This is a genomic window from Streptomyces spongiae, from assembly GCF_009377185.1.
Lineage (GTDB): Bacteria > Actinomycetota > Actinomycetes > Streptomycetales > Streptomycetaceae > Streptomyces > Streptomyces spongiae.
The window spans coordinates 1-7,540 of the sequence record NZ_VJZC01000493.1 but is presented as its reverse complement, the minus strand read 5'-3'; the positions used below and the strand labels follow the sequence as shown (position 1 = coordinate 7,540).

The 7,540-nt window shown below is 70.1% G+C and carries 5 protein-coding genes; 1 reads left to right on the top strand and 4 read right to left on the bottom strand.

Going from position 1 to position 7,540, the window contains the following annotated elements; genetic code table 11:
• Positions 1-782: 782 nt before the first annotated feature.
• Positions 783-1,163 carry a toxin Doc gene (locus FNH08_RS39325; RefSeq protein WP_152776316.1) on the bottom strand — a complete coding sequence of 127 codons (381 nt, stop codon included), beginning with the start codon at positions 1,161-1,163 and terminating at the stop codon, positions 783-785.
• A gap of 3 nt (positions 1,164-1,166) precedes the next feature.
• Positions 1,167-1,412, bottom strand: a complete 246-nt coding sequence (locus FNH08_RS39320) for a hypothetical protein (protein WP_152776315.1) — start codon at positions 1,410-1,412, stop codon at positions 1,167-1,169.
• 146 nt (positions 1,413-1,558) lie between these two features.
• Here FNH08_RS39320 and FNH08_RS39315 point away from each other — a divergent pair, with 146 nt between their 5' ends.
• Positions 1,559-2,296: a 2OG-Fe(II) oxygenase gene (locus FNH08_RS39315; protein WP_152776314.1), complete on the top strand. Its 738-nt coding sequence runs from the start codon at positions 1,559-1,561 to the stop codon at positions 2,294-2,296.
• Positions 2,297-2,361: 65 nt separating this feature from the next.
• Here FNH08_RS39315 and FNH08_RS39310 read toward each other — a convergent pair whose 3' ends face one another.
• Both FNH08_RS39310 and FNH08_RS39305 read right to left on the bottom strand, forming a co-directional pair.
• Positions 2,362-4,605: a glycoside hydrolase family 9 protein gene (locus tag FNH08_RS39310; protein WP_322726205.1), complete on the bottom strand. Its 2,244-nt coding sequence runs from the start codon at positions 4,603-4,605 to the stop codon at positions 2,362-2,364.
• Positions 4,606-4,810: 205 nt separating this feature from the next.
• The coding region (locus tag FNH08_RS39305; RefSeq protein WP_152776313.1) for a glycoside hydrolase family 2 TIM barrel-domain containing protein at positions 4,811-7,540 on the bottom strand (2,730 nt) is incomplete at its 5' end.

Genomic DNA, 7,540 nt, shown 5'->3' with positions numbered 1-7,540 from the left:
GGGGTGTGCACAGAGCGGTTTCCTTCCGAGGCTCAAAGGTGGCACACAGAGGTGGTTGCCGAAAAGGCGCGCCCGCTTGCTGCGGACCTTTTTGGCAGTGCGCCGGGAAAGCGGCCCGGGGGACTGTCGGAGCCACACGGTGGCCGTCGGTCGAGGACCTTTTGAGCCCGTCGACGAACCGAAAAGCCGAGCGGCGTTTCAGACCTGGCCAATGCCCGTACGCAGGGAAGTTCACCCTTGCACAAGTTACTCATGGCTAACAAGGCACTTGGGCAACATGAGCCCCACTGAAGGAAAGTCAGAAGGCGGCCTGCTGGACACGTGAAAGGTGAGGGCGCTCCGATGCGCTGGTGACCGCCCCGTCGCGTGACTTGGATCATGGAGTTCCCGGGCGTGTCGCGGAGCAACTCGCCCGGCCCGTACGGGCATTCGAGTGCCATGCGCCCCGTGTGAACCGGACACACATACCAAGGGCGTACACACGCTCCCGACGCGCGCGCCATTCGTAGTCGACTGGCACCCGGCCACTCTTCAGGCCCCGCGCCGGACGGCGGCTCTCCGGCGCGAGAATGGGCCGCCGACCCTGATCCTCCCGCCCTGGGTCGGCGGCCCCGAGGGCCGGCCGGACACCGACTCCCCCGGGGTGTTCGACTGTTGGGGAGCAGTCGGTCGGGGCGACGGTGTCCGGCGCCCTCGGTACGGAACTCGGGACGCGGACGATTCGGGACGCGGACGACGCGGTACAGGGCCGACGCCCCGGCCGGGATCTGGGCAGGGGACGCTCAGATCTGCCAGGACCGCAGCCGGTCCGCCGCGCCGTACACGTCCACCTTGCCCGAGATCAGGTCGCGCGCGAGGTCCACGAGAGCACCGTAGGGCGGGTCCATCCCGACACCGCTCACGAACATGTACGCCACGGCGGTCGCGCAGGCGAAGCGGGCGTTGGCGGCCGGCAGGGGCTTGAGCATGGCCAGCGTGTGCAGCAGTGCCGCGGCGCGCCAGGCCGGGTCGGAGTCCACGCCGAGGCGCGGCGGGTCGACGCGGTGGCGGGCCACGGCGGCGACGAGGGCGGAGAAGTCGTTGACCGTCGGCTGGTCGGGCAGGACCTCTTCGTGGCGCTGGAGCAGCCAGGGCACGTCGATGTGGATGATGGGAGGAGCCATCGGTCAGACGGCCCGCCCCTCGCCCTTGGCGGCCGGTTCGTCCTCGGGGAACGCGGCGGCGAACTCGTCCGCGTGCGCCGTGAAGAACTGGCGGAAGGCCTCGGCGCCCTCCTTCAGCGCCCGGTGGCGCACTATGTCGGCCGCGGCCGCCTCGCGCACGAGCGCCTTCATCGACGTACCGCGCTCCTTGGCAATCTGCCGCAGGTCCTCTAGCTCGCGGTCGCTGAACTCCACATTCAGAGCTGGCATACCCCTCAGGGTACCGTGCGGGTACTTACTCGTAAATACACGCAGGTCAAGACCTATGACATGCGGTACCGGCACGGCTCGGGACCCAGAGCTCGACGTCCGGTTCCCGCCGGTTCGGGGGCCGTGCCCGCGGCAGACTCGCAGACATGGCACCCACCGGTACGACTCCCACTCTCACCGAAGCACACCACCGCGTGGGCGAGGCCGACTGGCCCGCCCTGGCCGAGGAACTGGACGCGTACGGGTGCGCGCTCACGCCCCCGCTCCTCTCCCCCGCCGAGTGCCGGGACCTCGCCGCGCTGTACCGAAGGCCGGAGCTGTTCCGGTCCACCGTCGACATGGCGCGGCACCGCTTCGGCTCCGGCGAGTACCGCTACTTCACCCATGAACTGCCCGCACCGGTCGCCGCGTTGCGCGCCGCGCTCTACCCGCGGCTACTGCCCGTCGCCCGGGACTGGGCGCAGCGGCTCGGCCGCCCGGCGCCCTGGCCGGACTCCCTGGAGGAGTGGCTGGACCGGTGCCACGCGGCCGGTCAGGACCGATCGGCGCAGATCCTGCTGCGCTACGGCGCGGACGACTGGAACGCCCTGCACCGGGACGTGTTCGGCGAGCTGGTCTTCCCGCTCCAGGTGGTGATCGGCCTCGACGAGCACGGTACCGACTACACGGGCGGCGAGTTCCTGCTGGTCGAGCAGCGTCCCCGAGCCCAGTCGCGGGGCACGTCGACGGTGCTCCGCCAGGGCCACGGTCTGGTCTTCACGACCCGCGACCGCCCGGTCCGCACCCGGCGCGGCTGGTCGGCCGGAGCGATGCGGCACGGAGTGAGCACCGTGCGCTCGGGCCGCCGCCACGCCCTGGGGCTGGTGTTCCACGACGCCGCCTGACGCCATGGCCGTGCGGCGGGCGCCTGTCGTCCCACGCCCGCCGCACGGCACGTGCGCATACGGCCCTAGGTCTGGTCCGCCACGAACGACGCCATCCGTGCCAGCGCCGCGTTCCAGTTGATCGTGTGTTCGTTCGTCGACCAGGACTGGATGTCGTCGATGTAGCAGAACTGGCCGACGCAGCCCTGGAGTTTGCTCTGTGCGTAGGGGTCCTGGATGCTCGAGTTGGGCCCTCCGGCGAGCGTGCCACGCGGCGGGTTCGGGAGGTCGGGGTCGAGCTGATGGGCGTACCAACGGCTGTGCTGGTTGTGGGCGTTGGCCTCGCCGTAGCCCGTCACGTAGGACATGTTCAGCGCGTTGCGGCCGAAGACGTAGTCCATGCTCTGGATGGCCCCGTCGCGGTACTTCGACGCGCCGGAGATGTCGTAGGCGCTCGCGATGACCACCGCGTTGTTGAGGACCTGGTGGCTGGAGCCCCAGTCGTACAGGTTCTTGTCGGGTGCGTACGGCATGCCGTACGGGTGTGCCTTCAGTGTGGCCAGGTAGCGATCGGCGCCCTTGATCACGGACTGGCGCACCTTGTCGCGGCCGGGCAGCTTGCTCGGGACCAGCGCGAGGTCGAGGCGGCCCGCTGCCGCCGTCCTGGCCCAGTCGAAGCCGAGGCTGCCGAGGATGTCGGCGGTGTGGACCGGGGAGTTCAGGACGTGGTCGGCGAACTCCTTCTCGCCGGTGGTGAGGTAGAGCTCGGCGGCCGCCCAGTAGAACTCGTCGGTGGCGTTGTCGTCGGCGTAGGTGCCGCCGCCGATGCCGTCGTTCGGGTCGGGGTAGGTGTCGGGGTGCGCGAGGGCCGCCGCCCAGGCCGTCCGCGCCGCCGCGAGCGTCTTCGCCGCGAAGGCGCGGTCGTACGGCTTGTACAGGCGCGCCGCCTGTGCGGCGGTGGCCGCGAGGTTCAGGGTCGCCGTCGTGGTCGGAGGGTGCAGCTCACGCTTCTGCGGGTCGGCGTCCGGCATCAGGGGCAGTCCGGTCCACTGCTCGTCGTGGATCTTGTGGTGCGCCATGCCCGCGAGCGGCTGCCCGTCCGGCACCTGCATCTTCAGCAGGAACTCCAGCTCCCAGCGGACCTCGTCCAGCACGTCCGGCACCTTGTTGCCGCTCTCCGGGAGGTCGAGCGTGCCGTCGCCGAGCTTGTCGGACTGGCCGGTGCGAGTATGCAGGGAGCGCTCGTAGGTGGAGAGCAGCTCCCAGGTGGAGATGCCGCCGTTGACGACGTACTTGCCGTGGTCGCCGGCGTCGTACCAGCCGCCGGTGACGTCGAGCGTGTAGTCGCAGACACCGGGCTGGCAGGGCACGTCCTTGTCACCCCGGTTGGGCGCGACGTTCAGGTGACCGGCCGGGCGGCCGTAGCCGGGGCGCAGGTCTTCGCGGATTTCCAGGCCGCTGCGCTGGGTGTAGTAGTACTTCAGCGAGTCCAGCCGCAGCTGTTCGTAGGCGGCCGGGTCGATGTCGAACGGGCGGCTCGTCTCGCCGTCGGCGACCAGGGTGAGGTCCTTGGCCCGCTTGCGGTACGCGCCGAAGTCGATGGAGTGGACGTTCTGGCCGGAGGAGGCGTCGAGGCCGCGCGGCACGGTCTGCCCGTGGGCGACCACGGCACCGGAGGCGTTCTTGAGCTGCCAGGGCAGCTTCTCGGTGGCGTCGGTGACGAGGGTCGCGTTCTTCGGTCCGGCGGGCAGGTAGGCGACCTGGTTGACGCGCACCCGCGGTCCGGTGTCGGGCTCGTACACCTCGGGCGGCACCCCGCCGAGCAGGGACACGTCGTCCATGCAGAACCGGAAGGGGTCGGCGCCGCCGCCGAGTTGGAAGCCGACCTGGCCCTGGGTGGTGTCGACGGGCGAGGTGAAGGTGTACGTGTACGCGTTGCCCGAGACGCTGAGCTGGGGGCTGACCTCGAAGTAGGTGTCGTACGGCGCCACCGACAGGCCGACGATCGCCCGTAGGACGTTCCCCTCGGGCGCGCCGGACGCCGTGAAGCCGAACCGGTACGACTCCCCCTTCACGAGGGTGATGTCGTTCTGGCCCACGGCGGCGTCCCAGCGGTTGGCGGTGCCGCCCGGTATGTCGGCGCAGAGCCGGCCGTCGGACAGGCCGGCGGTGACGTTGCTCGTCGCCCACCAGGGTGCGGTGGTGGTGTCGAAGGTGCCGTTCTTGACCTGCTCGACCTCCTCGGCCTGGGCGGATCCGGCCGGCAGCGCGGTGAGCGCCGCCGCGAGCAGGGCCGTCACGGTGAGCAGGGTGGTTCTGCGTCGTTTCACGTCTGGGCTCCTCTACGAGGTGGGGCGCACAGAGGTGGGGGCGCACGGAGGTGGCGCAGGAGTGTGGGAGCGCTCCCAGATGCGGACGCAGCCATGCTGTTCGAGACATGACAGCACGTCAACGGTCCGGACAGGACTGGCTCAGGACTGGCTTCCGGTCCGGACCACGACGGCATCGCGATCGGTCAGCTTCGATCCGCTTCGGTCAGCCGGCCGTCGGCACCTCCAGACGGCTGATCCGTACCGCTCCCTTGGCGTCGCCGGGGTGGGCGCTCGCCAGGAGGAGCCGCAGCCGGGTGCCGCGCACCGGGGCGAAGGTGATCACCGTGGGGGCGTCGGACTCCGCGGCCCAGTCGATCTTCACGCCCTCGACGGGAACGTACGTCCGGCCGTCCCAGACCGACACCTCGACCGACGCGGGCAGGGAGTGCGTGGTGCCGACGGTGAAGGAGACCTCCGCACGGTCGACCGTCCGGGGCCGGCCCCAGTCGACCGAGACCCAGTCCTCGGCGCGGGCTCCGTTGAACGCGGGCAGCAGCGCCGTGGCGGCCTTGCTGAAGGCGTTGGACCAGCCGGTGGCCGGGTCGCCATCGAGCATGGCGGCCGGGGGGGTGTCGGGGCGGCCCGAGTAACTGGCGTCGGCGAACGGGTGGTTCGGGGCGGGCGGGTGCTCGGCCTCGAACTCGGCCGGCGGTGTGGTCGCCTTCGAGCGTGCCGGGGTCACGCGGACGGTCACCGTGCCCTTGCGCAGCCCGTCCGCACGCGCCGTCACCTTCAACGGCCCTTCCTCGACACCGGAGCGTACGATCGCCAGCGCCTTGCCGTGGAAGGCCGTCCGCGTGGTGGCCTGGTAGCGTTCGGCGCTCTCCTCGCGCCCGTTGTCGAGGCCAGCGAGGGAGCCGCCGTCGACGTCGAAGGTGATCAGGTGCTCGGCGCCGGGCACGACCACGCCCCGGGCGTCGACCACCTCGGCGGTGACGAAACACAGCGAACGGCCGTCGGCTGCCACGGACTTGCGGTCGGAGGTGAGGCGGACGGCATGCGGCCGGCCAGCCGTGCGCAGGACGTCGGTGGCGACCCTACGGCCGTCGCGGCGCGCCACCGCCTTCAGCTCGCCGGGCTGGTACGGGACCTTCCAGGTGAGGTGGAGCTTGCCCGCGCTGCCGTTCGGGCTGGTGTAACTGCCCGGATAGGGGCCGGAGGTGACGGTCTTGTCGTCGCCGGTGGCCTCGGTGGTCTCCAGGTACGGGCGGCCGTCGACCGTCTTCTTCCTGTCGAACGTCCGGGTGCCCAGCGACTTGCCGTTGAGGAACAGCTCGACGGTGTCGACGTTGGAGTACGCCCACACCTCGACGGTGGCGCCCTCCTCGTGGTTCCAGGTCATGGGCAGCAGATGGACCATGGGCTCGTCCGTCCACTGGCTCCTGAACAGGTAGTACATGTCCTTGGGGAACCCGGCCGTGTCCACCGCGCCGAAGAAGGACGCCTTCACGGGGAACACGTCGTACGGCGTGGGCTCACCGATGTAGTCGATGCCGGACCACAGGAACTCCCCCGTGAACCACTTGCGGTCCCGGTCCTTCTTCAGTCCGTACTCGCCGCTGTACGTCCACGTGGCGAGGTTGTTGTCGTACGAGGACGTGGCGCGCTTGCCCGGAGTGTAGTTCTCGCCGGTGTTGAGGCGCTCCGGCTCCTGGTAGGTGCCGCGGGTCGCTGTCTCCGACGAGGACTCCGACTCGAACAGGAACAGCTTCGGGTAGCGGGCGTGGAGGGCGTCGACCGAGGCGGCCGAGTTGTAGTTGACGCCCAGACCGTCGAGCTTGGCGAGGATCAGGTCGGCCGGGGAGCCCTCGGCGGGCACACTGCGGTGCCGGTGGGAGCCGATGATGACGGGGCGGGTGGCGTCGTACTTCTTCACGCCCGCGATGAGCCGGTCGGCGATGGTGAGGCCCGCGGTGGAGGTGAACTCGGAGATCTCGTTGCCGATGGACCACATGATGACGGCGGGCGAGTTGCGGTTCGCGAGCACCATCTCCGCGATGTCCCGGTCGGACCACTCGTCGAAGAACCGGCCGTAGTCGTACCGGGTCTTGCTGCTGCGCCAGCAGTCGAATGCCTCCACGATCATGACGATGCCGAGCCGCTCACAGGCCGCGAGCACCTCGGGCGCGGGCGGGTTGTGGGAGGTGCGCAGGGCGTTGACACCCATGCTCTTCATGATGACCAGTTGCCGCTCGACTGCGTCCGTGTGGACGGCCGAGCCGAGGGCGCCGAGGTCGTGGTGGAGGTTGACGCCCTGCAGTTTGAGGTAACGGCCGTTCAGGGTGAGGCCGCCCGCGGCGTCGATGGTGAAGTGGCGGATGCCGAAAGGGGTTTCGTACGTGTCGACCGTGCGGCCGTCGACCCGGAGTTCGGTCCGCAGGGTGTAGAGCCTGGGGGTGTCGATGTCCCACACCTCGGGGTCCGGGACGGCGAGTTCGTGGGTCGCGGTCTCCGGATCCGTGGCGGCCGTGACGGTCGACTCCGTGCGGGCGACCGTACGCCCCTCGGGGTCCACGACCCGGGATCTCACGGTGACCTCTCCGGCCGCCCCCGACTCGTTGACGACGGTGGTCCGGGCCCGCAGGAGGGCGCGGTCGTCGGTCAGCTCCTCGGTCGTCACGTATGTGCCCCAGCGCTGGACGTGCACGGGGTCGGTGACGACCAGGCGGGCCGTGCGGTAGATACCGCTGCCCGAGTACCAGCGGCTGCTGGGGAGCCGGTTCTGGACCTTGACCGCGATGACGTTGGGGGTGGTGCCGTCGGTGTGCAGCAGGTCGGTGAGGTCGAGGGCGAAGCCGGTGTAGCCGTAGGGGTGGCGGCCGACCTCGGTGCCGTTGCAGTAGACGTACGAGTCCATGTAGACGCCGTCGAACTCCACCGAGACACGTTTACC

Bases quoted from the DNA above. Each gene is read 5' to 3' on its own strand.
- FNH08_RS39325 (WP_152776316.1), bottom strand. From the start codon at position 1,163: ATGGCTCCTCCCATCATCCACATCGACGTGCCCTGGCTGCTCCAGCGC.
- FNH08_RS39320 (WP_152776315.1), bottom strand. From the start codon at position 1,412: ATGCCAGCTCTGAATGTGGAGTTCAGCGACCGCGAGCTAGAGGACCTG.
- FNH08_RS39315 (WP_152776314.1), top strand. From the start codon at position 1,559: ATGGCACCCACCGGTACGACTCCCACTCTCACCGAAGCACACCACCGC.